The following is a 23,656-nucleotide window of genomic DNA, read 5'->3' as shown; positions in this document are numbered from 1 at the left end:
TGGCTGGCGCTGCCCCGCCTGCCGGCGACCTCTCCCCGTATAGGGACGAGGAGAGGGACGCTCTTCGACGGTTTCGTCAATCATCAACGTCGCAAGAAGAGTGCCGCCGCGGCGGCCAGCTTCTTTCTCCCCGTCACTTACGGGGAGAAATGCCCGGCAGGGCAATGAGGGGCGGCGCCGACTTTAACAATTGATGGACTCCAACACCAGTTGGAATCTATCAGGCATAAAAGCTCTCTCACCCGAGCCTGGCGTCGAGCGATACCTTGATGGCGCCGAGCGCCTTCGAGACCGGGCATTCGGCCTTGGCCTTCTCGGCCAATTCCTTGAACTTGGCGGCATCGATGCCCGGTACCTTGCCGACCAGGGTGATCGCGCTGCCGGTGATGCCAGTGCCGGGAACCAGCGTTACCACGGCCTTGGCGTCGAGTTCGGCGGCCGGGGTGCCGTTCTCGGCGAGGAAATGCGAAAGCTGCATGGCGTAGCAGCCGGCATGGGCGGCGGCGATCAGCTCTTCCGGATTTGTGCCGGATTTGCCGCTCTCGTCCTCGAAACGCATCTTGGCGGAATAGGGCGTGCCCTTCAGCGTCCCGCTCTGTGTATCGAGCGTGCCTTTGCCTTCCTTGAAACTGCCTTTCCAAACGGCGTTGGCGGTGCGGTCCATCAATTCCTCCTTGATTGTCGTGATTGAGCCCGTGATCGGCATCCAGTCGACTATAGCGCGCGCCGGAGCGAAGGCCACCCACGCTTTCGTATCGGCGGCAGCGTGACACATCATGTCGAGCGAAAAAAATTAAAAAAAATACGCGTGCAAAAATGTCGACTTCCATCTGTCCCGGCCGTCCTGCGGGCGGCCATGGACTTGGTGGCCGGATGGAGGACCACATGAACAACCTGTTTTCTGCTCACTGGACAAGCACCGGCCACAGGGCCGGTGAACAACAAGCCGACTGGTCGCGCCTGCAGCCTTCCGGCTTCGGCCGATTGCTTGCGGCGATTGCCATTATCGGGATTGCGGTATCTCTTCTCGACTATGCTGCGGCCGGTCTCGATTCTGCGGCAGGCAAGGGCTCCGCGGAGATTTCCGTAGCCTCGTCTTCGGCTTCAAGCCAGGAATGGAGATAAAAATGAAGTATGTTTGCCTGGTCTATGGTGAAGAAAAAGATCTCTACGCAATGACGCCCGAGAGGCTGGCCAAGCTCGACGCCGATTCGATGGCCCATGACCGGTCATTGGACCAACGCGGGATGCTGATCATCGCGCAGGCGCTGCAATCGGTGAAAACGTCGAAAACCGTTCGCAGGCGCAAGGGCAAGCGGCTGGTCACCGACGGCCCCTTCGCCGAAACCAAGGAGCAGTTGCTCGGTTTCGTCATGATCGAGGCCGAGAGCCTAGACGAGGCGCTGGAGATCGCGGGCGAGATTCCGCTGGCCGAAATCGGCACGATCGAGGTGCGGGCGATCTACAAGGTGCCCGGGTCATAGAGATGTCTCGATAGGTTCCTCCGCGGAGCGGCGGAGACCAACGACTGGCGCGGGCTTTCGTTTTCCTCATCGGACGCAACTTTTGCGTGTTGAAGCGAAGCAATACTTCTCCTATGGTCGCCGAGATCGGGGGATTTCGGGGCATGCATATATTGATTGCAGCAATCGGCCTGCTGGGGGCAGCGGCGTTCTGGTGGTACCGGCTGAAGACCATGAACGACGCGGCGCGTGAGGTTGCCGACGTCGTTGGCCGCGTGCAGGGCAACGTCCGCCGCAAGAAACTGCGCAAGCAGGCGGCGCTCTCGCCGCTGACGGCGATCGACGATCCGGTCGTCGCCGCCGCGACGCTGATCACCGCCATCGTTTCCGAACATGGTCCTGTGCTGCCGCAACGCGAAGCTGCCATTCGATCGGTGATCTCGGAGATTGCCGACAAAAAACAGACCGATGAAGCGGTGATCTACGCCAAATGGGCGGCATCGCAAATCGACGACGCCACGGTCGTCATCGACAAGCTGGCACCGTTCCTGCGCGAACGGCTCGACGCGGCCGAAAGGAGCGATCTGCTGCGGATGGTCAGCCGTACGGCGGAAGCCGGCGGACAAAACCTGCAGATTCCCGACCAGCGCATGCTGCGGCTGCGCCAGAAGCTGGGCTTCGAGGTGAACTAAGTTCCCTGACACGGAAATTTGGCAGACCGCATGGCGATTAAGCCGAGACGCCTGATCGCTTCAGGGCCTGTTTAGATCGCCTCGCCCTTCAACAGTTTCGGCGTGTCGCCGGACAGACCCGACGCCTGGCGGATGAAAAACCCCTTCAGCCGGGGCATGCGCTCGACGAGGCCGAGGCCGATGTCGCGCAAAGTGCGCAGCGGGCCGAAATCGTTGGAAAACATCCGGTTCAGCACATCGGTGGTGATGCCCATCTGCACCGTGTCGAAACGCCGCCATTGCTGGTAGCGCTCAAGCACGTCGAGCGCGCCGATGTCCTGGCCGAGCCGGTCGGCCTCGACCACCACTTCGGCCAGCGCCGCCACGTCCTTGAAGCCGAGATTGAGACCCTGGCCGGCGATCGGGTGGATGCCGTGGGCGGCGTCGCCGGCCAAGGCGATGCGCGGCGCGACGAAGGCGCGCGCAATGATCAGCCCTAGCGGCCAGGCACGCGGCTTGTCGGCGATATGAATTTCGCCGAGTTTCAGGCCAAAGCGCTGCTCGAGCTCATATTCCAGGACCAGCGCGTCGCCACTGACCAGTTTCTCGGCATCCTGCGACCGTTCGACCCAGACGATCGACGAGCGGTTGGTGCCGTCCTTGCCCGGCTTGAGCGGCAGCATGGCAAACGGGCCTGCGGGCAGGAAATGCTCTTCGGCGCGGCCGTTGTGCGGCCGCTCGTGCGCCACCGTGCAGACGATGCCGGACTGGCCATACTCCCATTTTACCGTCTTGATGCCGGCCATGTCGCGCAGCTTCGAGTTGACGCCGTCGGCGGCAACCAGCAGCCGCGCCTTCAGCGTCGCGCCGTCGGCAAGATGCACCGTTATGCCGGCGCCGTTGATGTCGAAGGCGCTGACGGCGACGCCTTCGATGATGCCGATGCCGAGTTGTTCGGCGCGCCGGCGCAAGGCGCCGTTCAAATCCTTGTTGGCGACCATATGCGCAAAGGGTTCGCCGGGCGCGACCTCGCCGTCGAAGGTGAGGAACACCGGGCGGACCGGATCGGATGTGCGCGAATCGGTGACAATCATTTCGGTGATTGCCTGCGCCTCCGGCGCGATCTCGTTCCAGACGCCGAGCTGGTCGAGCATGCGGCACGCGGCGGCGGCAATCGCCGAGGCGCGGCCGTCCTTCTGCCAGACGCCGGCCGGCGCGGCATCGACGACGGCGACGGCGAGGCTCGGCCGCGCCTGCTTCAGCGACACGGCGGCGGCCAAGCCGATATAACCGGCGCCGGCGACCAGAACGTCGAGCGAATTCTTGCTGTCGACCATGGGCAATTCCTTTCGCAGCCTGACTGTCGCCGGGCATTCCGCCCTTGACTGCCCGCTGTTCCTGTCGGAAACCGCCATGGTAATTTTGCGGCGAGGTCAAGATGACGGCAGCCATGGACGAGCTTCTCGGTATTCTCGACCTCGAGCAGCTGGAACACAACCTGTATCGTGGTCGCAGCCCCAAGCTCGATTGGCAGCGCATCTTCGGCGGCCAGACCATCGCCCAGGCGCTGGTCGCCGCGCAGCGATCGGTCGAGCCCGAGCGCCACGTGCATTCGCTGCATGGCTATTTCATGCGGCCGGGCGACACCAAGGTGCCTATCATCTACGAGGTCGACCGCATCCGTGACGGCGGCTCCTTCACCACGCGCCGCGTCGTGGCGATCCAGCACGGCCAGGCGATCTTTTCGCTGGAAGCCTCGTTCCAGCAGGATGAGGTCGGCCTGGAACATCAGGTGCCGATGCCGCAGGACGTGCCGGCGCCTGACACGTTGCTGTCGCAGCGCGAATTGCTGGGCAAGTTCGGCGAAGCCGTGCCCGACGGCATCAAGCGCTATTGGGAGCGCGACCGGCCGATCGAGATGAAGCCGGTGATGCTGAAGCATTATACCAGCCGGGAAAAGCTCGAGCCGAAGCAGAACATCTGGATCCGCACCACCGGCCCGGTGCCGGCCGACCGCGCCACGCAGGCGGCCGCGCTCGCTTACCTCTCGGATATGACGCTGCTCGACACCTCGACCTTTGCCCATGGCCGCGCCATTTTCGATCGTGATATCCAGGCAGCCAGCCTCGACCACGCCATGTGGTTCCACCGCAGCCATCCGCTCGACGACTGGATGCTGTACACGCAAGACAGCCCGTCGACGCAAGGATCGCGTGGCTTTACCCGCGGCTCGCTGTTTGCCCGCGACGGCACCCTGATCGCCTCGGTTGCCCAAGAAGGACTCATCCGGCTGAAGCGGCCGCCTGCGGAGTAGGCATTTTTCGAAATTTGCCTACTTTTTAAGCATATGCACTGCCGCGCCTGTGAACAGGCAGCTGCCAGACCTTCTCGATTTCGTTGTTTAACAACAGCTTAACACCCTGCTTCGGCAATTGGCACGGAGCTTGAATCCTAGCGGGCACTCTCCGGCTCTCATGGGGATCGGCGAAGTCGTGCAAACGCGGGGACCCGCAACAGCAAAGGGTGAAACCTTATGAAGATCGTGATGGCAATCATAAAGCCGTTCAAGCTCGACGAGGTGCGCGAGGCGCTCACCGCAGTCGGCATCCAGGGCCTGACCGTCACCGAAGTAAAAGGCTACGGACGTCAGAAGGGGCACACGGAAATCTATCGCGGGGCGGAATACGCGGTCAGCTTCCTGCCGAAGATCAAGATCGAAGTCGCGGTCGCTGTCGACATGGTCGACAAGGCCGTCGAAGCCATCACCGCGGCGGCCAAGACCGGCCAGATCGGCGACGGCAAGATCTTCGTTTTCGGCATCGACCAGGCGGTGCGCATTCGCACCGGCGAAACAGACACCGACGCGCTTTGAGCTGCGGATACGTATTCCAATGGAGAGTTCAATGAATATTCCTTCCACCTTGAAGATAACGGGACGCGCGGCCGTTTTAGGTTCGCTCGCTCTCGCTGCGCTGGGCACGGTTGCTGCGTTCGCGCAGGAAGCGGCACCGGCTGCCCCTGCGCCCGCGCTCGACACCGGCAACACAGCCTGGATGCTGACCTCGACGGCGCTGGTGCTGATGATGACCGTACCGGGCCTGGCGCTGTTTTATGGCGGCATGGTGCGCAAAAAGAACGTGCTCGCCACCATCATGCAGAGCTTTGCCATCACCTGCCTGGTGACGGTGCTGTGGTTCATGTTCGGCTACTCGCTGGCCTTCTCGGATGGCGGCGGCATGAATGCCTATCTCGGCGGCTTCTCGAAGTTCTTCCACAACGGCATCACCACCTCCTCGCTGTGGCTGCCGGGCGTGGCGAACATTCCTGAGTTCGTCTTCTCGATGTTCCAGATGACCTTCGCCATCATCACGCCGGCGCTGATTGCCGGCGCCTTCGCCGAACGCATGAAGTTCTCGGCGCTGCTCATCTTCATGGGCGAGTGGCTGCTGGTGGTCTACGCCCCGATCGCGCACTGGGTGTGGGGCGGCGGCTTCCTCGGCACAGCCGGCGTTCTCGATTTCGCCGGCGGCACGGTCGTTCACATCAATGCCGGTGTTGCCGGCCTGGTCTGCGCGCTGGTTCTCGGCAAACGTGAAGGCTACGGCACCACCAACATGGCGCCGCACAACCTCGTCTACTCCGTCATCGGCGCTTCGCTGCTGTGGGTCGGCTGGTTCGGCTTCAACGCCGGCTCGGAACTGGCCGCCGACGGCCTTGCCGGTGCCGCGATGCTGAACACCCAGGTTGCCGCTGCCGCTGCGGCGCTCGCCTGGATGTTCGCCGAATGGATCGTCGCCAAGAAGCCGAGCGTGCTTGGCATCATCTCGGGCGCCGTCGCCGGCCTGGTCGCGGTGACGCCGGCTTCCGGTTTCGTCAATCCGACCGGCGCCTTCATCGTCGGCATCGTCGCCGGCGTGCTCTGCTACGTCTCGGCCGTCAAGCTCAAGCACGCGTTCGGCTATGACGACTCGCTCGATGCATTCGGCGTGCACGGCATCGGCGGCATCATCGGTGCATTGCTGACCGGCGTGCTCGCCGATCCGGCGATCAACAGCCTTGGCTCGGGTGCCTCTGTCGGCAAGCAGCTCTACGGTATCGTCTTCACCATCCTGTGGACGGCGATCGCGAGCTTCGTGATCCTCTATATCGTCAAGGCGCTGGTCGGCCTGCGTCCTTCGACCCAGGAAGAGGTCGAAGGCCTCGACATCAGCCAGCACGGCGAAGTGGTGCCGTGAGGTTTATTGGCTGGCACCGGCGTTTTGCCGGTGCCGGGAAGATCCCGTCGTGATGCTCCCGAAAGGGCTCACGCCTTGAGGCCCGGAAGATTTCCGGGCCTCTTTTTTGTGCGTAGGCGGCCGTTATGGCTCGATCACAATCGCTTGACCAAGGTGCTCGATCCGCCGGCGGCGTGCAACAGCGGCCGCAGCGGCTCCGAACTGTGGTGGCGGTCGCCCGTTCCGGTGACGCAGAATGCCCATGGTTAATGCGCCCTTAACCTTCCCGCCGCTAGTCTGACAGCCGAATCTGCCGTGTTGCGCGTCCGCGCCCGGCCGGGCAACGACAGACGAGGAAGAGCATGCGTTCAGGGGCTTCAGCACCGCTTGCGCTGGCCGATACGGAGCACGGCATGCGGTCGTTCGCGAGGCGCCAGGTCGGGCGGCTGGTCGGTGCCGGGCTGTTTGCTCTGGTTGGTTTCGGCGTCGCCGCCCTTGCCACCTGGAACGTCGCCGATCCGAGCTTTTCGCACGCCACCGACAACATCGTCACCAATGCAATGGGTTATGCCGGCGCCGTCTTTTCCGACATTGCCATGCAGTTCTTCGGACTTGCCGCCGTTGCGGCGCTGGTGCCGGCGGTGATCTGGGGATTTCTGCTGTTTACCGCGCGCGGCGTCGACCGGCTGCCGAAACGGGCGTTGGCCTGGTTCGGGTTTTCGCTGCTTGGCGCGGCAATTGCCGGCTGCGTGGTGCCGCCCAAGACCTGGCCGCTGCCGACCGGCCTCGGCGGCGTCTTCGGCGACATGGTGCTCAATATCCCGGGCCTGGTCATCGGCGGCTATCCGACCGGCCTCGTCGCCAGCGTACTCGCCGTGCTCCTGGCAGCGCCGGCGCTGTGGGTATTCTTGTATGGCTCGGCGCTGATTTCGCGCAAGAACGGCTTTGCCGTCCTCGAACAGCCTGCAGTGCCCGATCCGCAGGACGACCTGCTTTTCGACAATGAAGAGGACGAGGGCGACGAAGGCATATTGGCGCTTGGCGCCATCACCCACTGGTGGCTGTCGCTGCGGGCCTATCTGCGCCGCCGCGCCGCGCGCCGGCGCGAGCGCGACGATTTCGAGCCGGAGATGGAACCGCGCCCCAGCGCCTGGCGGCGGGCGGCCGAACGGGTCGAATCGGCCGAGTTCGCCGAGGCGCGGATGAGCCCGGGCGGGCGCGCCCGCGTCGAGCCGGAATTCTTCGCCGCCATGGTCAACGACCGCAGTGCCTCGATCGACCCTGACGATGCCGACGTCTTCGATAACGACGACAATGACGACGACATGGATTTCGCGCCCGAGCCGGCCGGCCAGCGCCGCGCCGCGCCGACGGCCAAGGTGCAGAACTTCCGTTCCGACGCGGCGACACGCGTCGAGGCGCCGGCGCCGCGGCCGGCCCCCGGCGCCCGCGTCCAGCGCGAGGCGCAGACTTCGCTGATCGGCTCGGAAAAATTCGAGATGCCGTCGCTGCACTTCCTGTCGGAACCAAAGAACGTGGTGCGCGACGCCAGCCTGTCCAAGGACGCGCTGGAGCAGAACGCCCGCCTGCTCGAGGGCGTGCTGGAGGATTTCGGCGTCAAGGGCGAAATCATCCATGTCCGTCCGGGTCCGGTCGTCACGCTTTACGAGCTGGAACCGGCGCCCGGCATCAAATCGTCGCGGGTCATCGGCCTGTCCGACGACATCGCCCGCTCGATGAGCGCCATCGCCTGCCGTGTCGCCGTGGTGCCCGGCCGCAACGCGATCGGCATCGAATTGCCGAACGCCAGGCGCGAGACGGTCTATTTGCGCGAGATCATGGCCAGCCGCGATTTCGAAACCACCAAGGCCAAGCTGGCGCTGGCGCTGGGCAAGACCATCAATGGCGAGGCGGTGATCGTCGACATCGCCAAAATGCCGCACGTGCTGGTCGCCGGCACCACCGGCTCGGGCAAGTCCGTCGCCATCAACACCATGATCCTGTCGCTGCTCTACCGGCTGACGCCGCAGGACTGCCGGCTGATCATGATCGATCCAAAGATGCTGGAGCTCTCGGTCTATGACGGCATTCCGCATCTTCTGACGCCGGTCGTCACCGATCCGAAGAAGGCGGTGGTGGCGCTGAAATGGACCGTGCGGGAGATGGAGGACCGCTACCGCAAGATGTCCAAGGTCGGCGTCCGCAACATCGACGGCTTCAACGCGCGCGTGCAGCAGGCCGAGAAAAAGGGCGAAAGGATCTCGCGCACCGTGCAGACCGGCTTCGACCGCCAAACCGGCGAGGCGATCTACGAGACGGAGAACCTCGACCTCGAGCCGATGCCCTACATCGTCGTCATCATCGACGAGATGGCCGATTTGATGATGGTCGCCGGCAAGGACATCGAAGGCGCGGTGCAGCGCCTGGCGCAGATGGCGCGCGCCGCCGGCATCCATGTCATCATGGCGACGCAGCGGCCGTCGGTCGACGTCATCACCGGCACCATCAAGGCGAATTTCCCGACCCGCATCTCCTTCCAGGTGACATCGAAGATCGACAGCCGCACCATCCTGGGCGAACAGGGCGCCGAACAGCTGCTCGGCATGGGCGACATGCTCTACATGGCCGGCGGCGGCCGCATCCAGCGCGTGCACGGTCCCTTCGTCTCCGACGACGAGGTGGAGAAGATCGTCGCGCACCTGAAATTGCAGGGCGTGCCGGAATATCTCGACGCCATCACCGAGGACGACGACAAGGATGACGATGAGCCGTCGGGCAAAGGCAGTGGCGGCGGCGACGGCGGCAATTTCGAGGATTCCGACGATCCCTACGACCAGGCGGTTGCGGTGGTGCTGCGGGACGGCAAGGCCTCGACCAGCTACATCCAGCGCCGGCTCGGCATCGGCTACAACCGCGCCGCCTCGATCATCGAGAAGATGGAGAAGGAAGGCATTGTCGGCCCGGCCAATCATGCCGGAAAACGCGAAATCCTGGTGCCGACGGAGGACGACAAGTTCTAGAGCGCATCCGCGCCGGCAACTTTGAACCTTTTGGCGCGTTGCAACGGACGGGCGCCGTGCGGTCCGCCAAACTTAAGCCCAACCGGGGGGCCAGACCAATATAACGAGCAAGCAATCAGATGATGGTGACCGGCATGAAAAACGCAACTCTCGCCCAAAGCAGGGATTTCGCCCCAACCCGCCGGCAGGTGCTCGGCCTCGGCCTGGTCCTGGCCGGTGCGGCGGCCGCCAATGTCGTGCCCGGCTTCCAGCTGCTGGCGTCGGCGCAAGCAGCGGTTCCGGCGACGGCGCAGAAGATCGCCGATCATTTCTCCTCGGTCAAATCGATGAGCGGCGAGTTTGTGCAGTTCGGGCCCAAGGGCGAGCAGACCGGCGGCAAGTTCTTTCTGGAACGACCGGGCAAGATACGCTTCAATTATGACGGCGCCTCGAATTTCAGGGTGATTTCCGACGGCAAGTCGGTGGTCATCCTCAACAAGAAGCTGCGGACCTCCGACCTCTACCCGCTGTCGAAGACGCCGCTGAAGCTGCTGCTCGACGACAAGATCGATCTGTCGGGCGGGCGCGTCAGAAGCGTCAAGGAAGAGGACGATCTCACCACCATCCAGCTTGCCGACAAATCGGTGTTCGGCAATTCGAAGATCACCATGATGTTCGATCCGAAATCCTATGAATTGCGGCAGTGGACCATCACCGATGCGCAAGGCAAGGACACGACGGTGATGATCTTCAACACCAAGGAGGGCGTCAGCTTCGCCCCCGACACTTTCGCCATCGACTATACGGCGAACCGCGAGCTGAACACCAAGACGCGGTAAATTCTCTTCGGGCGTCAGCGCCGCCCCTCACCTGCCTGCCGGCATCCTCTCCCCGTATAGTGACGGGGAGAGGGGCGCTCTCATCGTCGGTTTCGCCAATTTTTCGCATTGCAAAAAGAGCACCAAGCGTGCGGCCAGCCCCTTCTCCCCGTCACTATACGGGGAGAAGGTGTCGGCAGACGGATGAGGGGCAGCACCGGACTCGACCATGACAGGCTCGGCCAAGCGCCGGCTTGTCTTTGCGGTGCGCGGCTGGCAGTAGTTTCCGCGATTGACTTCCGCCAGACCCATCCGGCGGATCTCGCGTTGTCCGGAACCCACATGCCGTTTTCAGTCGCTACCTGGAACATCAACTCCGTCCGGCTGCGTATGCCGATCGTCGAACGCCTGCTGGTCGAGCAGGCGCCGGACGTGCTCTGCCTGCAGGAAACCAAGGTTCCGGACGAATTGTTTCCGGAGAAGGCGTTCCGCAAGCTCGGCTACGAGCACATCGCCTTCCATGGCCAGAAGGGCTATCACGGCGTTGCCACCATAGCGCGGCGGCCGATCGAGGTGGTCGAAAAGCGCCGCTTCTGCGAGATCGACGACAGCCGGCATCTGTCGGTCACCGTCAACGCCGGCGGCAAAACGATCCTGCTGCACAATTTCTACGTTCCGGCCGGCGGCGACGAGCCCGACCCGGCCGTCAACCGCAAGTTCAAGCACAAGCTCGATTTCGTTGCCGAGATGAACGCCGTCCGCGCCGAGCATGACGAGCACTCCGGCTCGATCCTGGTCGGCGACCTCAACATCGCGCCGCTCGAGCACGATGTCTGGTCGCACAAGCAGCTCCTCAATGTCGTCAGCCATACGCCGGTCGAGACGGAAAACTTCGAGGCAATGCGGCTCGCCGGCGACTGGATCGACCTGATGCGGCTCAATGTGCCTTACGAGGAGAAACTCTACACCTGGTGGAGCTATCGCGCCCAGGATTGGCAGGCCTCAAATCGCGGCCGCCGCCTCGACCATGTCTGGTCGTCGCCAAACCTGGTGCCGCATTTTGCCGGCTATGAAATCCTGCGGCCGGCGCGCGGCTGGGAACGGCCCTCGGACCATGTGCCGGTGATCGGGCGTTTCAACCTGGATTAGCTTTAACAACTCAGCGAAACCTGAAGCTATCCGCAATGTAGTCGGGACGGGCGTTCAGCGTGGCGAAAACGTCCTCCAGGTCAGGCGCCCCCGCCAATATGCCCGACAGGACCAGCGTCGTCGCGACGCCGACGCCGTTGCCGCCGGCGATGTCGTGCTCGACGCTGTCGCCGACGCAGATCACGCTTTCGCGCTCCGGATGGCCCGCCAGTGCCAGCGCTGCCTCGAATATCTGCGGATTGGGCTTGCCAATGCGCGCCACGCTGCCGCCGAGGCTCTCATAGAGATCGGCGAGCCGGCCGGCGCCGAAGCGAGGGCCGACGGCAGTCAGCATGATCTTGTCGGGATTGGTGCAGAAGCATGGCACGCGCCGCGCCGCCGCCGGACCAAGAAGCCGGCGATAATGGTCGAGGTCGTAGCGATCGCCCTCGCTGGCGGAAATCAGCACCAGTTCGGCATCGTCGCCGTTCTTGGCCAGGACGAAGGGCAGGCCGTCGACAGCCGAACGGTCATTGTCGCGGCGGATCAGCAGGCATTTTGTCTGCGGGCGCAGGGCTCCGGATGCTGCCATTTGGTGGAAGGAGCGCCACGCCACCTCGCCGGAGGAGACAAAGTGATCCCAGCTTCCCGGTTCGAAGCCGAGCTTCAGCAGGCGGCGCTCATTGGGTTGCGCCCGCTTGCCGGAATTCGAGATCAGTACGATGGTCTTGCCGGCGCGCTTGAGTGCCGACAACGCTTCGACAGCACCTGGATAGGCGCTGGTGCCGTCGTGCAGCACACCAAATTGGTCGAGCAGGAACACCTGATAGCGGTCGGTCAGCGCGGCGATGCCGTCGAGGTGTTGAATTGCCTTGGCCGTCATAAAAGCCCCGCTGCGCTTGCGCCCATCAGCGCCAGCCGCGCCGTGCCGGCAGCGGCCTCCTCCGAAAGAGCCGGCACCAGAGCGACGCCAAGCTTGCGCTGCCGGATCGCTGTCCAGGCCGGATTGGCCGCACCGCCGCCGACGCTCCTGACCGATGTCAGCCGGGGGGCGCCGAGTTCGGCAAGCCGGCGATAGCCGAGCGCTTCGATCGCCGCAATACCCTCGAACATCGCTTTCAGATAGTCGGCGTCGTCGGCGGGCCGCGGCTCGAGGCGCGGCGGCAGCGCCGGATCGGCTATGGGGAAGCGTTCGCCCGGCGCCGGCAGCGGGTAATAATCGAGGCCGGTCTTCGTCGCCGGGTCGATTTTTTTGCTGAGTTCGACAATGCGGGCGACGGGGAAATGCTGGGCCAGCACCTTGCCGCCGGAGTTCGAGGCGCCGCCCGCCAGGTAGGTGTCACCCAGCCGATGGCTGTAGATGCCGAATTGCGGCGCCGAGATCGGCCGGTCGGAGAGGATCTTGATGGTCAGCGACGAGCCGAGCGCGGTAACGCCGTCGCCCGCGGCACTCGCACCGGTCGCCAGGAATGAGGCGCAGCCATCCGTCGTGCCGGCAACGATAACCACGTCGCGCGCCAGGCCGAACATTTTCGCAGCGCTGGCGGTGAGCGTGTCCGTGACATCGCCCGGCCGCACGACGCGGGGCAGGAATTCCATGCGCACGCCGGTCGCCGCGATCCAGTCCGGCCAGTGCCGGGCCTCGACGTCGTAGCCGGTCTTCAGGGCGTTGTTCTCGTCGCTGACATCGAAGCGGCCGGAAAACTGTCCGGCGATCCAGTCTGCCTGGTGCAGCACAGTGGCGACGCCGGGCAGGTGCTGGAAAGACAGCGCCTTGGCGAGACCGGAGGTCGCCCCAAGTGCAGCGCTCGTTGCCGGTGCCGCGCCGGCTATTGCTGTCAGAATAGTGTCGTCAGCGACCTTGTCGTTGTACATCAGCGGTTCGGCCAGCGGCCGCCCGGCGCCGTCGACCGGCAGCAGCGTGCCCGACGTACCGTCGACGGCGATCGAGCGCACTGCCGCGCGATCGATACATTTGAGCAGTTCCGCCAACGTCGCGCCGACCGCCTCCCACCATATGGCGGGGTCGCGGCCGTTCGGCCCAAATCGCTCGAGGGCAATAGCGGAATGCGCCGCAATGGAAAAGTCCGGACGCATGGCGACGGCGCGCGCGCCGGATGTGCCGATGTCGATGCCGATGGCAAGCGGACCAGACGAACGCGGCATGTCAGCTGCCTCCGGCATTGAGTTTCTGGCGATATTTTTCGGCGTCCCAGTTGATCAGCTCGTCATTCTCCGCCGCTGTCAGATAATTCAGCTTCGCCGAGACATCGATCCGCGCTGTCACGTCGGAAAGGCAGCGCTGCATGGCGTCGGCACCGGCGCCGGCGTCGCCGCGCATCAACACGCCGAGTCCAGGAAACAGGATCGCCACGGGTGCGGCGCCGCAGCGCTCGATGACGCGCTTCACACCCTCGTCCGGTCTCGCCACGACCGAGCCTTCGCCGAGAAAGATGACGTGGTCGGGGTAGAGGCTGCCACCCGAAGCCATGCGGCAGCTTTCGGGGTCGATCGCCACCGCATGCGCCTCAACGTCCGCCGGCAATCTGTAGTCGCTGTCGCCGGCGCGCGCCGTCAATGCCGCGATGTCCGGTTCCGCCACCCGGCGCGGCGGCCGCGCCAACAGTCGTGTCACGCGCCGCAGCAGCATGTCGGCCGCGGCGACGGTCTCGGCTGCAACGACCAGGCCGTGATTGCCGAGGATCAGGATATCCACGCCTGGCCGAAGGCGCTCGGCGATACCCTGCGCGAGCGGCAGTCCCGGCCGGCGATAGGGAACATACGCCCATTGATGGCCGTCGAGCCGCCTGGCGGCCTCGGCCTCGCAGTCGGCCTGCACGGCCAGCGAAATGGTCTCGACGCAGTGAACATGCAGAACGATGCGCTGCGGCATCAGCGCATGCACGGTGGTCTCGATCGACGGGCGCAAGCCGCGCGCGTTGAGGGCGCCGACAGTGAAGGCCTGCGGCTGTTCGGCGGCCGGGTCGCGCCGTTCGATGGCGTCGAGCAATGGCGGGATGCCGACCGGCACCATGATGTCCGCGATGAGCGCGTCCTTCAGCCAGGTGCCGGAGGCCTTGATCCAGAGCGTGTCGCCGGCTTTCAGCGAGGTGTTGCCGCCGGCGGCCTGGGTCAGATGCGGGTCGCTGCCGATGGCGGCCGAAAGCGACCGCAGCGCTGCCAGTTCCTGCGCATCCGCACTGATCGTCATCGAAATTCCTCCACAAACCGGCCGCGCGGCCACGGCTTTGGACGTCCCGGTGCCGGGACGAAGACCCATGCTGGTATCGCAGATGCGAGTAAGTTACGTCAACAGTGATGTTATCGCGTCAAATCAGGCTTGCAATCCGAGGGCCGTTGAGTAAGTTGCACCAATTGCCATGCAAAACGGCAATGCCGTGCAAAATGCTTGGGAGGCAAGCGCATTGGGAGGTAAGGGTTGAGCGACTCCGGCCGCCAGCGTCAGATTGTCGAGCTTTTGCGGGACCGGCCTTTCGCATCGGTGCGCGAGCTGCAGGAGCGGCTTGGCGTATCGGCGGCGACGGTGCGGCGCGACATCGACAAGATCGACGAGGCCGGCGAAGCGCGCAAGGTCTATGGCGGCATCTCGGCGCTCGATGGCGCTTCGCAAGCCGGCGTCGCCTATGCCAGGCCCTATGACGAGAACCGCGACCTCGCCGTCGAGGCCAAGCGGCAGATCGCCGCTCTCGCCGCCACCATGGTGCGCGACGGCGACGCGGTCATCGTGCATGGCGGTTCGACCTGCTTCCATCTCGGCGTCAAGCTCGCCGACCGCAACATCCGGCTCTACACCAACTCGATGCCGCTCGCGGCCTATCTCAGCGACCACGGCCATTGCAGCCTCACCGTCGCCGGCGGCGAACTGCACCGCGAGCCGGGCATCATCCATTCGCTGACGCAGACGGTGCCGTTCTACGCCTCGAAGTTCTTTCTCGGCGCGCAAGGCATCGGCCAGGAAGGCCTTCTGGAATCGCACCCGCTGCTGGTCCGCTCGATCGTCGAGCTCAGCCTCTGCGCCGACCAGATCGTCGTGCTGGCCGACAGCCGAAAATTGTCGATCCACGCGCGCAATGTGGCACTGCCGCTGTCGCGGATCGGCACGCTGGTCACCGATGACGGCCTGTCCGAGACAGATGCCCGCATGCTCGAAGATGCCGGCGTCATGGTGCGGATCGCGGCTTCCTCGGGAGGCGCCCAGTGAACATCGCCGCCCTCGATTTCGGCAAGACCAATTCGAAGCTGTTCGTCTTCGGCCAGGACGGACAGATCCTCGACGAGCGCCGCAGCCAGCCGAGCTGGATCCGCAAAGGCGGCTTCAGCGTGCTCAACGAGCCAGCGCTGCACGACTGGGCGGCTCGCGCCATCGATAATGCAGTCGACATGCATGGCGTGGAAGGGCTGATGGTATCCGGCCATGGCTGCACCTTCGCGTTGGTCGACGAAGCCGTGCTGACGCATCCGATCCTCGATTACGAGCAGGAACCGCCAGCTGAAATCGCCACGCAGATCGACCGCCGCATTCCGGATTTTGCCGAGACCTTTTCGCCGCGCCTGCCGCTTGGCTTCAACTACGGCCGCCACATGTTGTGGCTGAAGCAGGTGGAGCCCGGTGCCTTCGCCACAGCGAAATCGATCCTCGGCTACCCCCAATATTGGAGCTGGCGGTTTGGCGGCCGGCCGGTATCGGAAGTGTCGTATCTTGGCTGCCACTCGCATTTATGGGCGCCGCGCAAACGCGATTTCAGCTCGCTGGTCGATGCCGAGGGCTGGCGCGGCCAGATGCCCGCCTTCGAGCGTGCCGGCGCGGTGATCGGCGAGCAGCGCTTCGGCCAGGCCGCGAAGCCAGTCGCCATCCATAATGGCGTCCACGACAGCAATGCCGCGCTCCATGCCTACCGCCGGCAGCAGCTCGGGCCGGTGACCGTGGTCTCGACCGGCACCTGGGTGGTCGTGCTCAATCCGGACTGCCCGCTCGACGCACTCGACGGCGAGCGCGACATGCTGGTCAATGTCGATGTCGATGGCGGCCCGGTGCCAACCGTCCGCTTCATGGGCGGGCGCGAATTCGCCACGATCAGCGCCGGCTGGCAGGGCGCAATCGCGCCGTCATCGATACAACGGGTGATCGACGCCGGCATTATGGCGCTGCCGAGCTTCGCGCCCGGCGGCCCGATGCCGCACCGCCGCGGCGAACTGGTCGGGCGTACGCCCAATGCCGAGGAACGCGCGGCCATGGCGCTGCTCTATGTCGCGCTGATGGTCGATCTGTGCCTCGAGCTGATCCATTCGGACAACACAGTGATCGTCGACGGCGGCCTGAACAATGGCGGGCTGCTTGCCGCGTTGCTGGCGCAGTTGCGGCCCGGGCAGGCTTTCCTGCAGGGCGCAACGCTGGAGGGCAGCGCCACCGGTGCTGCCGCACTTGCCTTCGAAAGCGTCGGACGCGAGTTTGCCACCGAAGCGCCGGAGGCGGTGCATGCGGCAAGTTTCAGCGGCCTTGCCGGCTATCGCAACGACTGGCGCGGCCTTGCCGCCGACCGGGCTGTGGCCAGCGCAGCTGCAGGAGGTGCGCGATGAGCGCCGCCGCCCGGATCGAGACGGTGCGCCAGCCGGTGCTGGAGATGCGCCACATCTCCAAGACGTTCGGTGCGATCCGCGCCTTGCACGATGTGTCGCTGACCGTTCACGCCTGCGAGCTGCACGCGCTGATGGGCGAAAACGGTGCCGGCAAGTCGACGCTGATGAAGGTGCTGTCCGGCGCCTACCGGCCGGACCCCGGCGGCGAAATCCTGATCGACGGCGTGCCGGCCGCGACTGGCGACCCGATCAAGGCGCGCGCCGCCGGCATTGCGGTCATCTATCAGGAGCTGTCGCTGGCGCCTAATCTGTCGGTAGCGCAGAACATTTTTCTCGGCAACGAGCCGCGACGGTTCGGCGTTGTCGACCGCGAGCAGTGCAATCGGCGCGCCAGCGAGATCATCGCGCGGCTCGGCGTGACCTTCTCGGCGCGCACTCCGGTCGCAAGCCTGTCGCTCGGCGAGCGACAGCTGGTGGAAATCGCCCGCGCACTGTCGACCAATGCGCGCATCATCGTCATGGACGAGCCGACCACGTCGCTGACCTCGCGTGAGACCGACCGGCTGTTCGAGGTGATCGCGACGCTGAAGTTGCAAGGCATCGCCATCATCTACATCAGCCACCGCATGGAAGAGGTCTACCAGCTCGCCGACCGCGTCAGCGTGCTACGCGACAGCGGCTATGTCGGCACGCTCGACCGCGCCGACCTGAACGCCTCGCGCCTGGTATCGATGATGGTCGGGCGCGATCTGTCGACGTTCTACAAGAAGGATCACCGTCCGCCGGACAGCAAGCGCGCCATCGCGCTGTCGGTGCGCGGCATGTCGGACGGCAATCTCATAAAGAATTGTTCCTTCGACCTCCACAAGGGCGAGGTGCTGGCACTGGCCGGCCTGGTCGGCTCGGGCCGCACCGAACTGGCACGGCTGATCTTCGGCGCCGACAGGCACACATCAGGCACGCTGGAGCTCGGCGGCAAACCGATATCCATCGGTTCGCCGAGCGAGGCGCTCGATGCCGGCATCGCCTACCTGACCGAGGACCGCAAGCAACTTGGCCTGTTTCTCGACATGTCGATCTCCGACAATATCAGCATGGGCGTGCTGGCAAAGGACGCGAAGGCCGGCGGTTTGCGCGACTTCACGGCTGCCGAAAAGCGCGCTGCCAAGGCGGTGTCAGACCTCTCCATCCGCACCAGCTCGGTGCAGGCCAATGCCGGCTCGCTGTCGGGCGGCAACCAGCAGAAGGTGCTGCTCGCCCGCCTGCTGGAAACCGAGCCGCAGGTCGTCATCCTCGATGAGCCGACCCGCGGCGTCGATGTCGGGGCGAAGTCGGAAATCTATCGGCTGATCGACAATCTGGCCAAGAAAGGCATCGCCATCCTGATGATCTCCAGCGAACTGCCGGAGGTGATCGGCATCGCCGACCGCGTGCTGGTGATGCGCGACGGCACCATTGCCGGCGAGGTGACGGCGTCGGAGGGCGAGCCGCTGCGGCAGGAAGCGATCATGGAACTTGCAACGGGAGCGGCTCAGCGATGACCGACAAGGTGGCCGACACGATGAAAGCGGACGACCGGGCGGTCGGCAGGAGCACGAGATGGCGTACCGCCATCGCCGCACTCGGCATGCTGCCGATCCTGATCCTGCTGGCGGTCGGCTTCCAGTTCATCAATCCGCGCTTTTTCACCCAGACCAATCTGCTGATCGTCATGCAGCAATCGTCGATCAACATCGTGCTGGCCGCCGGCATGACCTTCGTCATCCTGACCGGCGGCATCGACCTGTCCGTCGGCTCGATCCTTGCCGTCTCGGCGATGGTGGCGGTGATGGTGTCGCTGGTGCCCGATTGGGGACTGCTGGGCGTGCCTGCGGCCATTCTCGTCGGGCTCGGTTTCGGCGTCATCAACGGGCTGCTGATCGCCTATATCAAGCTGCCGCCCTTCATCGTCACGCTGGGATCGCTGACCGCCGTGCGCGGCGTCGCCCGCCTGCTCGGCCAGGACACGACGGTGTTCAACGCGGACCTGCCGTTCGACTTCATCGGCAACGGTTCGCTGTTCGGCATTCCGTGGCTGGTAATCATCGCGCTGGCGGTCGTCGTCCTGTCCTGGCTGGTGCTCAAGCGCACCGTGCTCGGCACCTGGATCTACGCCGTCGGCGGCAACGCCGAGGCCGCCAGGCTGACCGGCATCAAGGTGCCGCTGGTGCTGCTCTTCGTCTACGGCGTTTCCGGCCTTCTGGCCGGCCTTGGCGGCGCCATGTCGGCGGCCCGGCTCTATGCCGCCAACGGGCTTCAGCTCGGCCAGTCCTACGAACTCGACGCCATTGCCGCAGTCATCCTCGGCGGCACCAGTTTCGTCGGCGGTGTCGGCTCGATCTGGGGCACGCTGATCGGCGGCCTGATCATCGCCGTGCTGTCCAACGGGCTCATCCTCGCCGGTGTTTCGGACATCTGGCAGTACATCATCAAGGGATTGGTCATCATCGTGGCGGTCGCCCTCGACCGTTACCGGCTCCAGGCAGGAGCAAGAACGTGATGGCCCTTAGTCGCCGGCATCCAACGAGCCGGTTTCATGTGTAACGCACCGTGAGAGGCGCGGGGCATCAGGAGGAAAACAAAACAATGAAGACCATCGCTAAACTGCTCTGCGGCGTCGCCCTTGCGGCCGCCGTCATCGCGCCGGCATCGGCAAAGGATCTGAACAAGGTCGGCATCTCGGTCGGACTGCTCGGCAACCCGTTCTTCGTCGCCACCATCAAGGGCATCGAGGACGCGGCCAAGAAGATCAACCCGAATGTGCAGGTGACCTCGGTATCGGCCGACTACGATCTCAACAAGCAGGTATCGCAGGTCGATTCCTTCATCGCTGCCGGTGTCGACGTCATCATGCTCAACGCAGTCGATGCCAAGGCGATCGCGCCGGCGGTGAAGAAGGCGCAGGCGGCCGGCATCGTCGTTGCCGCTTTCGACGTTTCGGCGCCGGGCGCCGACGTCACCGTGATGACCAACAACGTCAAGGCCGGCGAAGAGGCGTGCCAGTATCTGGTCGATCATACCGGCGGCAAGGGCGACTATGTCATCCTCAATGGCCCGGCCTCGTCGTCGATCCTGGAGCGGGTCAAGGGCTGCAAGGACGTGCTGGCAAAGCACCCCGACATCAAGATCCTTTCCGACGACCAGAACGCCGAAGGCTCGCGTGACGGCGGCCTGAAAGTGTTCCAGTCGCTGCTGACGCGTTTCGACAAGATCGACGCGGTCTTCGCCATCAACGATCCGACGGCGATCGGCGCCCAGCTTGCGGCCAAGCAGCTCAACCGCTCGGAGTTCATCTTCACCGCGGTCGACGGCGCGCCCGATATCGAGAAGGAACTCGCCTCCGGCGCGTCGATGATCAAGGCCTCGGCCTCGCAGGATCCCTATGTGATGGCCGGCCAGTCGCTGACGATGGCGGCTGACCTGCTTGCCGGCAAGAAGCCGGCCGAGCCGACGGTACTGCTCGACCCGAAGCTGATTACGGCCGACAATTTGAAGGATTACAAGGGCTGGACCGCAGCTCGCTAAGCCTCCCGCGCGGGGGGCGGCGGGTATCACCGCCCGCACCTTTTTGTCCGAGCATTGGATTGCCAAAACCGCTTTGGACTTGGGTCAGCTGGAAATAACCGGAGACGATCATGTCGCGCATCGGAATCCACTCATTCGTCTGGTCGGCGAGCTCGGCGCAGGGCGACCTCGAGCGGACGCTGGCCAACACCAGGGAAGCCGGCTTCGACCTGATCGAATTCTCCTATCTCGACCCCGCCAATGTCGACATTGACGGCTTGGCCAAGCGGATCGCCGATCTCGGCCTCGGCGTTGCGATCAGCATTGGACTGCCGGCCGACGGCGATATTTCGAGCGCCGACAAAACGATTGCCGCGCACGGCGTCGAAATCCTGGAACGTACGATCGCGCTGACCCGCGATCTCGGCGGCCAGAAGGTTGCCGGCATCCTCAGCACCAGCCACGGCTTGCAGAGCGAGGCGCCGACGCGTGACCAGTGGGACCGCAGCGCCGGCACGCTGGCCAAGGTGGCGGACACGGCAAAATCAGCCGGCGTCACCCTCAACCTCGAAATCGTCAACCGCTTCGAAAGCAATCTGCTCAACACCGCCGCGCAAGGCATGGCCTTCATCGCGGACAGTGGCTCCGACAATATCTTCCTGCATCTCGACAGCTTCCACATGAACATCGAGGAGGCCGATGTCGGCTTGGCCATTCGCAATGCGGTCGGGAAGATCGGCTATGTCCATATCGGCGAGAGCCATCGCGGTTTCCTCGGCACCGGCAATATCGATTTTGCCGCGATATTCGATGCGCTGACCGCCATCGGCTACAGCGACAACCTCAGCTTCGAGTCCTTCTCCTCGGAAATCGTCGACGAGAACCTGTCGCGGAAAACCGCGATCTGGCGCAATCTGTGGACCGACAATATGGAGCTGGCCAAACATGCGCGCCGCTTCATTGCGCTGGGACTGGAGACGGCACGGCGCAAGGCCGAGCTTGTTTCCGCAATGCACCGGCCCTGAGCCCTCGCAGTTCCAATCTGGCTAGGCCAAAGGCGCTACATTAGCCGGCAAAACGCGGCCCAAGTTCCTCGATGCGGCGGATCATCGCCTGGAAATCCTCCAAAATGCGCTGGTGCAAATGAACCGCCAGTTCCGGGTATTCCTCGAGGATGCGGCGGAACATCTTGCGGCTGAGCCGCAGCACTTCCGAATCGATTTCGGCGGAGGCGCTGGTCAGCCGGTTGGTGTCGGCGATCAGCGCCAGTTCGCTGAGTATGGTGCCGGGGCCGGCGGTGCCGATCGGGATGCGCTCGCCGTCGTGCTCGCGGTAGAGCACGATGCGGCCGCTGACGACGATGTAGGCTGAATCGGCCTCGTCGTCCTCGCGGTAAAGCTTGTGGTCGGCTTTCAACATGGTGGTTTCGGCGCCGAAGGCGAGCAGACGCAGCTGTTCCTGCGTAAAGCCCTCGAAGAGCCTCACGGTGGACAGGATGCGGATGTCGTCATCCAGCGCCATCTAGCTATGTCCCCGAACCGTTAGTCCGACTCCTCCCCTACGAGGCCGATCCAAAACCACCTCCAGCCTCAGGACCGTACCCGAAAAGCGCCCCGCCCGGATCGCTTATTTGAATAATGAAATGTTTAAGGAACCAGCTTGTAGCCGCCGCTTTCTGTCACGAGAATTTCCGCGTTGGAAGGATCGCGCTCGATCTTCTGGCGCAGCCGGTAGACGTGAGTTTCGAGCGTATGCGTGGTGACGCCGGAATTGTAGCCCCAGACTTCCTCCAGCAGCACGTCGCGGGTCACCACCTTCTGGTCGGCACGGTAGAGATATTTGATGATCGAGGCTTCCTTTTCGGTCAGCCGCACCTTGGCGCCGCGCGGGTCGATCAGAAGCTTCTGGCTGGGCTTGAACGTGTAGGGGCCGACCGAGAAAGTGGCGTCCTCGCTCTGTTCGTGCTGGCGCAACTGCGCGCGGATGCGGGCCAGCAGCACGGCAAAACGGAACGGCTTCGTCACATAGTCGTTGGCGCCGGCCTCGAGGCCAAGGATGGTGTCGGAATCGGTATCATGGCCGGTCAGCATGATGATCGGCGCCTTGTAGCCGCCCTTGCGCAATATCTTTACCGCCTCGCGGCCATCCATGTCGGGCAGGCCGACATCCATGATGAGCAGGTCGATGAGCCCGCCACGCGCCGTGGCGACGCCTTTGGCGGCGGTCGCTTCCTGCAGGACATCGAATTCCTCATAAAGCGACAATTGCTCGACAAGGGTGCCGCGCAGGTCGTCATCGTCGTCGACGATCAGAATGGTGCGTGAAGTCATGGATCAATCCGTTGTTTTGAAAAGAGATTTCAGTTGACCGCTGCCTGTTTATGCGGAAGCTGACCGGCACAACAGCCGTTCACAGTGATTTGTTCCGTGGCACGATCATACAAGAAAAAACACGATCGCAATGCAGTCGGCGCAATTTTGCCTAAAGGGCTCACCGTGCTCACCGTGCGCGCGCGCCCCGGCCAACCCAGCCAGGGCTTTCTGCAGGCCGGCAAACTGGTGTTTCCATGTGCGCTGGGGCATGGCGGCATCTCGGCCGGCAAGCGCGAGGGCGATGGCGCCACGCCGCTTGCCTCGATGCGGATATTGTCGGGATATTTTCGCGGCGACCGTTTTGCCGGCGGCCGCCGGACGCGGCTGGCGATGACGCCGATCGGCCGCGACCTCGGCTGGTGCGAAGTGCCTGGGGACCGCAACTACAACCGCCCGGTCAAAATCCCCTATGGCGCCAGCCATGAGCGGATGCTGCGCACCGACGATCTCTATGACGCCTGCCTGGTGCTGGACTGGAACATTGTGCCGCGCCGGCGCGGGCGCGGCAGCGCCATCTTCTTCCACCTGGCGCGCCCCGGCTTCACGCCGACGCAAGGCTGCGTCGCGGTAACGGCCCGCACCATGGCACGGCTGCTGCCGCTGCTGTCGGAGCGGACGGTGGTAAGGGTGGTAAGGTAAGGGAGTAGGGGAATAAGGGAGTAGGGGAATAGGGGAGTAGGGGAGTAGGGGAGTAGGGGAGTAGGGGAATAGGGCAGTAAGAGTAGAGACAGGGGCGGGCGCGCCGCTTAGCTTTCCTACTCCCCTACTCCCCTACAGCCCGACGCCCCCCGAGGGGGCCCCCGCAAGCCGGCTGCTCGGGACCGAGGGGGCGAGTGGCGCTGAGGAGGGG

At 64.2% G+C, this 23,656-nt stretch carries 23 protein-coding genes; 16 read left to right on the top strand and 7 right to left on the bottom strand.

From position 1 onward, the window contains the following. Window positions 1-238 precede the first annotated feature (238 nt). Entirely contained in the window at window positions 239-664 is a 426-nt protein-coding gene (locus NKJ55_RS12410; RefSeq protein ID WP_031212702.1) for an OsmC family protein, read from the bottom strand. 221 nt (window positions 665-885) lie between these two features. Here NKJ55_RS12410 and NKJ55_RS12405 point away from each other — a divergent pair, with 221 nt between their 5' ends. The 3 genes from NKJ55_RS12405 to NKJ55_RS12395 all read left to right on the top strand — a co-directional run bounded on the left by NKJ55_RS12405 (window position 886) and on the right by NKJ55_RS12395 (window position 2,155). Continuing rightward, complete coding sequence (locus NKJ55_RS12405) at window positions 886-1,125, top strand: hypothetical protein (RefSeq protein WP_352450153.1); 240 nt, start codon at window positions 886-888, stop codon at window positions 1,123-1,125. A gap of 2 nt (window positions 1,126-1,127) precedes the next feature. Further along, window positions 1,128-1,484, top strand: a complete 357-nt coding sequence (locus NKJ55_RS12400; RefSeq protein ID WP_352450152.1) for a YciI family protein — start codon at window positions 1,128-1,130, stop codon at window positions 1,482-1,484. Window positions 1,485-1,627: 143 nt separating this feature from the next. Further along, window positions 1,628-2,155 carry a hypothetical protein gene (locus tag NKJ55_RS12395; RefSeq protein ID WP_352450151.1) on the top strand — a complete coding sequence of 176 codons (528 nt, stop codon included), beginning with the start codon at window positions 1,628-1,630 and terminating at the stop codon, window positions 2,153-2,155. A gap of 71 nt (window positions 2,156-2,226) precedes the next feature. On the opposite strand, the gene NKJ55_RS12390 is transcribed toward NKJ55_RS12395, so the two are convergent. Further along, entirely contained in the window at window positions 2,227-3,471 is a 1,245-nt protein-coding gene (locus tag NKJ55_RS12390) for a ubiquinone biosynthesis hydroxylase (RefSeq protein WP_352450150.1), read from the bottom strand. A gap of 101 nt (window positions 3,472-3,572) precedes the next feature. Here NKJ55_RS12390 and tesB point away from each other — a divergent pair, with 101 nt between their 5' ends. From tesB to NKJ55_RS12360, 6 genes are all read left to right on the top strand, one after another. Next, window positions 3,573-4,448: an acyl-CoA thioesterase II gene (gene tesB / locus NKJ55_RS12385; protein ID WP_352450149.1), complete on the top strand. Its 876-nt coding sequence runs from the start codon at window positions 3,573-3,575 to the stop codon at window positions 4,446-4,448. Window positions 4,449-4,667: 219 nt separating this feature from the next. Further along, a complete protein-coding gene (locus NKJ55_RS12380) occupies window positions 4,668-5,006 on the top strand; it encodes a P-II family nitrogen regulator (protein ID WP_023679755.1) in 339 nt (112 codons plus the stop codon). Window positions 5,007-5,055: 49 nt separating this feature from the next. Then, window positions 5,056-6,369, top strand: a complete 1,314-nt coding sequence (locus NKJ55_RS12375) for an ammonium transporter (RefSeq protein WP_352450268.1) — start codon at window positions 5,056-5,058, stop codon at window positions 6,367-6,369. 341 nt (window positions 6,370-6,710) lie between these two features. Continuing rightward, window positions 6,711-9,368, top strand: coding sequence for an FtsK/SpoIIIE family DNA translocase (locus NKJ55_RS12370; RefSeq protein WP_352450148.1), 2,658 nt, complete (start codon window positions 6,711-6,713; stop codon window positions 9,366-9,368). Window positions 9,369-9,502: 134 nt separating this feature from the next. Continuing rightward, window positions 9,503-10,186, top strand: a complete 684-nt coding sequence (locus tag NKJ55_RS12365) for an outer membrane lipoprotein carrier protein LolA (protein ID WP_352450147.1) — start codon at window positions 9,503-9,505, stop codon at window positions 10,184-10,186. A 321-nt stretch (window positions 10,187-10,507) separates the two neighbouring features. After that, window positions 10,508-11,314 (top strand): exodeoxyribonuclease III, encoded by an 807-nt coding sequence (locus NKJ55_RS12360; RefSeq protein ID WP_352450145.1) that lies wholly within the window; start codon window positions 10,508-10,510, stop codon window positions 11,312-11,314. A 10-nt stretch (window positions 11,315-11,324) separates the two neighbouring features. Here the strand turns inward: NKJ55_RS12360 and NKJ55_RS12355 are convergent, their stop codons facing one another. The 3 genes from NKJ55_RS12355 to NKJ55_RS12345 are packed head-to-tail and all read right to left on the bottom strand — an operon-like array spanning window position 11,325 to window position 14,504. Further along, a complete protein-coding gene (locus NKJ55_RS12355) occupies window positions 11,325-12,176 on the bottom strand; it encodes a TIGR01459 family HAD-type hydrolase (RefSeq protein WP_352450144.1) in 852 nt (283 codons plus the stop codon). After that, the gene (locus NKJ55_RS12350) at window positions 12,173-13,459 is read right to left on the bottom strand and encodes an FGGY-family carbohydrate kinase (RefSeq protein ID WP_352450143.1); all 1,287 of its coding nucleotides are present in this window, start codon (window positions 13,457-13,459) and stop codon (window positions 12,173-12,175) included. Before NKJ55_RS12350 ends, NKJ55_RS12355 begins: the two co-directional genes overlap by 4 nt. Before the next feature lies 1 nt (window position 13,460). Then, window positions 13,461-14,504, bottom strand: a complete 1,044-nt coding sequence (locus NKJ55_RS12345; protein WP_352450142.1) for a class II aldolase/adducin family protein — start codon at window positions 14,502-14,504, stop codon at window positions 13,461-13,463. 228 nt (window positions 14,505-14,732) lie between these two features. Between NKJ55_RS12345 and NKJ55_RS12340 the strand changes: the two genes are divergently transcribed. The 6 genes from NKJ55_RS12340 (at window position 14,733) to NKJ55_RS12315 (ending at window position 21,459) form a co-directional block, all read left to right on the top strand. Beyond that, on the top strand, window positions 14,733-15,515 hold the full coding sequence (locus NKJ55_RS12340; protein WP_023680486.1) for a DeoR/GlpR family DNA-binding transcription regulator: 783 nt from the start codon (window positions 14,733-14,735) through the stop codon (window positions 15,513-15,515). Next, entirely contained in the window at window positions 15,512-16,891 is a 1,380-nt protein-coding gene (locus NKJ55_RS12335) for an FGGY-family carbohydrate kinase (RefSeq protein WP_352450140.1), read from the top strand. Before NKJ55_RS12340 ends, NKJ55_RS12335 begins: the two co-directional genes overlap by 4 nt. Next, complete coding sequence (locus NKJ55_RS12330; protein ID WP_352450139.1) at window positions 16,888-18,432, top strand: sugar ABC transporter ATP-binding protein; 1,545 nt, start codon at window positions 16,888-16,890, stop codon at window positions 18,430-18,432. Before NKJ55_RS12335 ends, NKJ55_RS12330 begins: the two co-directional genes overlap by 4 nt. Window positions 18,433-18,452: 20 nt before the next feature. After that, on the top strand, window positions 18,453-19,430 hold the full coding sequence (locus NKJ55_RS12325) for an ABC transporter permease subunit (RefSeq protein ID WP_502904480.1): 978 nt from the start codon (window positions 18,453-18,455) through the stop codon (window positions 19,428-19,430). Window positions 19,431-19,516: 86 nt separating this feature from the next. After that, a complete protein-coding gene (locus NKJ55_RS12320; RefSeq protein WP_352450137.1) occupies window positions 19,517-20,455 on the top strand; it encodes an ABC transporter substrate-binding protein in 939 nt (312 codons plus the stop codon). A 110-nt stretch (window positions 20,456-20,565) separates the two neighbouring features. Beyond that, window positions 20,566-21,459, top strand: coding sequence for a sugar phosphate isomerase/epimerase family protein (locus NKJ55_RS12315; RefSeq protein ID WP_352450136.1), 894 nt, complete (start codon window positions 20,566-20,568; stop codon window positions 21,457-21,459). A 40-nt stretch (window positions 21,460-21,499) separates the two neighbouring features. Here NKJ55_RS12315 and NKJ55_RS12310 read toward each other — a convergent pair whose 3' ends face one another. Together NKJ55_RS12310 and NKJ55_RS12305 are read right to left on the bottom strand one after the other, a co-directional pair. Beyond that, window positions 21,500-21,955 carry a Crp/Fnr family transcriptional regulator gene (locus NKJ55_RS12310; protein WP_023680480.1) on the bottom strand — a complete coding sequence of 152 codons (456 nt, stop codon included), beginning with the start codon at window positions 21,953-21,955 and terminating at the stop codon, window positions 21,500-21,502. Window positions 21,956-22,080: 125 nt separating this feature from the next. Continuing rightward, window positions 22,081-22,764 carry a response regulator transcription factor gene (locus NKJ55_RS12305; RefSeq protein ID WP_023680479.1) on the bottom strand — a complete coding sequence of 228 codons (684 nt, stop codon included), beginning with the start codon at window positions 22,762-22,764 and terminating at the stop codon, window positions 22,081-22,083. Window positions 22,765-22,908: 144 nt separating this feature from the next. Between NKJ55_RS12305 and NKJ55_RS12300 the strand changes: the two genes are divergently transcribed. Continuing rightward, window positions 22,909-23,445, top strand: coding sequence for a L,D-transpeptidase family protein (locus tag NKJ55_RS12300; protein ID WP_245274862.1), 537 nt, complete (start codon window positions 22,909-22,911; stop codon window positions 23,443-23,445). Window positions 23,446-23,656 lie beyond the last annotated feature (211 nt).

It is taken from the genome of Mesorhizobium sp. M0106 (assembly GCF_040322715.1).
In the GTDB taxonomy this organism is placed as follows: Bacteria; Pseudomonadota; Alphaproteobacteria; order Rhizobiales; family Rhizobiaceae; genus Mesorhizobium.
Note: the sequence above shows the minus strand (reverse complement) of the source record. Positions and strands in the feature narration are given on the sequence as shown.

Bases quoted from the DNA above. Each gene is read 5' to 3' on its own strand.
- NKJ55_RS12410 (WP_031212702.1), bottom strand. From the start codon at position 664: ATGGACCGCACCGCCAACGCCGTTTGGAAAGGCAGTTTCAAGGAAGGC.
- NKJ55_RS12405 (WP_352450153.1), top strand. From the start codon at position 886: ATGAACAACCTGTTTTCTGCTCACTGGACAAGCACCGGCCACAGGGCC.
- NKJ55_RS12400 (WP_352450152.1), top strand. From the start codon at position 1,128: ATGAAGTATGTTTGCCTGGTCTATGGTGAAGAAAAAGATCTCTACGCA.
- NKJ55_RS12395 (WP_352450151.1), top strand. From the start codon at position 1,628: ATGCATATATTGATTGCAGCAATCGGCCTGCTGGGGGCAGCGGCGTTC.
- NKJ55_RS12390 (WP_352450150.1), bottom strand. From the start codon at position 3,471: ATGGTCGACAGCAAGAATTCGCTCGACGTTCTGGTCGCCGGCGCCGGT.
- tesB (WP_352450149.1), top strand. From the start codon at position 3,573: ATGACGGCAGCCATGGACGAGCTTCTCGGTATTCTCGACCTCGAGCAG.
- NKJ55_RS12380 (WP_023679755.1), top strand. From the start codon at position 4,668: ATGAAGATCGTGATGGCAATCATAAAGCCGTTCAAGCTCGACGAGGTG.
- NKJ55_RS12370 (WP_352450148.1), top strand. From the start codon at position 6,711: ATGCGTTCAGGGGCTTCAGCACCGCTTGCGCTGGCCGATACGGAGCAC.
- NKJ55_RS12365 (WP_352450147.1), top strand. From the start codon at position 9,503: ATGAAAAACGCAACTCTCGCCCAAAGCAGGGATTTCGCCCCAACCCGC.
- NKJ55_RS12360 (WP_352450145.1), top strand. From the start codon at position 10,508: ATGCCGTTTTCAGTCGCTACCTGGAACATCAACTCCGTCCGGCTGCGT.
- NKJ55_RS12355 (WP_352450144.1), bottom strand. From the start codon at position 12,176: ATGACGGCCAAGGCAATTCAACACCTCGACGGCATCGCCGCGCTGACC.
- NKJ55_RS12350 (WP_352450143.1), bottom strand. From the start codon at position 13,459: ATGCCGCGTTCGTCTGGTCCGCTTGCCATCGGCATCGACATCGGCACA.
- NKJ55_RS12345 (WP_352450142.1), bottom strand. From the start codon at position 14,504: ATGACGATCAGTGCGGATGCGCAGGAACTGGCAGCGCTGCGGTCGCTT.
- NKJ55_RS12330 (WP_352450139.1), top strand. From the start codon at position 16,888: ATGAGCGCCGCCGCCCGGATCGAGACGGTGCGCCAGCCGGTGCTGGAG.
- NKJ55_RS12325 (WP_502904480.1), top strand. From the start codon at position 18,453: ATGAAAGCGGACGACCGGGCGGTCGGCAGGAGCACGAGATGGCGTACC.
- NKJ55_RS12320 (WP_352450137.1), top strand. From the start codon at position 19,517: ATGAAGACCATCGCTAAACTGCTCTGCGGCGTCGCCCTTGCGGCCGCC.
- NKJ55_RS12315 (WP_352450136.1), top strand. From the start codon at position 20,566: ATGTCGCGCATCGGAATCCACTCATTCGTCTGGTCGGCGAGCTCGGCG.
- NKJ55_RS12310 (WP_023680480.1), bottom strand. From the start codon at position 21,955: ATGGCGCTGGATGACGACATCCGCATCCTGTCCACCGTGAGGCTCTTC.
- NKJ55_RS12305 (WP_023680479.1), bottom strand. From the start codon at position 22,764: ATGACTTCACGCACCATTCTGATCGTCGACGACGATGACGACCTGCGC.